Origin of the sequence: Bartonella sp. AA89HNZF, assembly GCF_042196905.1 — a bacterium.
In the GTDB taxonomy this organism is placed as follows: Bacteria; Pseudomonadota; Alphaproteobacteria; order Rhizobiales; family Rhizobiaceae; genus Bartonella.
In genome coordinates, this window is the sequence record NZ_JBHIRD010000069.1 from 1 (window position 1) to 1,320 (window position 1,320).

Consider the following 1,320-nt stretch of genomic DNA (forward strand, 5'->3'; position numbering starts at 1 on the left):
AAGCCGGCAAAATTCTGCGCGAACCTTAACAGCATCTGGAGGAGGGTCGAGTACTGGACCAATAACTTTATAATCTATTGGCAATATGTCTGATAAAGAATTTGGAGAATGGTATAGCAATCCTAAAAATCAAATCATTTTTGATAAGTTAATGGGGCGCGATGGCTGATTATAGTCTAGGCGCATAACGTAATCCGCTTTTGATGCGGGTTTTTGCCGGCTTTAAGCCGGTTTTTTTATAGCAAAGAAAGGCAAAATAAATGGCAATAACACGTATACCTATTAATGATGCTCAAGCGGTGAAAGCTTGGTCAAAGAGATTAAATTATGAAGCGTCTAAAGCGCTTGATATTGAACCATTAATGGGAGAAGGCTCCAATAGTATCATTCAAGTCAAAAATGAACTTAGGAAAGAAGGTGGCGATTGTGTTACATTTAGCTTACGTGCACAGATTATGGGGCGTGGTGTAAGCGAAGGTGAAACGCTTAAAGGTAATGAAGAAGCTCTTCAGTTTCTTCATGACAAATTATATATCAATGAACTTAATCATGCAGTTTCGACGAAGAACAAAGGTACAATTGATCAACAACGTATTTTGTTTAGTTTACGCGACGAAGCACACAAGTCATTGGTTGATTGGTATGCGGACCGTTTAAGTTTGATGTTTTTCACGCAAGTGTGTGGGTACACAGCACCTACAATGAAATTTGAAGGGCGTGAGATTGAACTTGATGAATTGTATTATGGTTTTAATGCACCATTGGCACCAAGTAGTAAGCGCATTGTACGACCAGAAGCCAAAACGAAAGATGAAGACGTAAAAGAGCTGGCAAAACACGGTTTTAGTCTTAAGTTGATTGATGAAGCTGTTAAAGTTGCAAAGTTGGCTAACCCCAAAATCAGACCAGTACGTGTTGGTGGTTCCAATGTTTACGTGATGTATCTTCATCCCATACAAGTTATGCAATTGCGTACCAATACAGATACTGGTCAGTGGCTTGATATACAAAAGGCGGCTTATTCAGGTTCGCGTGCGAAGAATCCGATCTTTGATGGTTCATTAGGCATGTATAACGGTGTGATTTTACGTGAATCGGAACATGTGACGCATGGTGTAAAATCCGATGGTAGTGTTGAAGAAAATGTCCGACGTGCTGTATTACTGGGTGCACAAAGTGCGATGCTTGCCTTTGGAGCAGAAAATCAAGATACGCGCTATAAATTGGTTGAAGAGCTTGATGATTATCAACGGGTCTATGGGGTTGCAGCGAAAACAATCCTAGGGATGAAGAAAACGCGTTTCCAAATGCCTGGAAGAG

At 40.5% G+C, this 1,320-nt stretch carries 1 protein-coding gene; it reads left to right on the plus strand.

Annotated features, from left to right (window positions below; translation table 11 throughout):
• Positions 1 to 260 precede the first annotated feature (260 nt).
• The coding region (locus ACFIN0_RS09695; protein ID WP_375702449.1) for a N4-gp56 family major capsid protein at positions 261 to 1,320 on the plus strand (1,060 nt) is incomplete at its 3' end.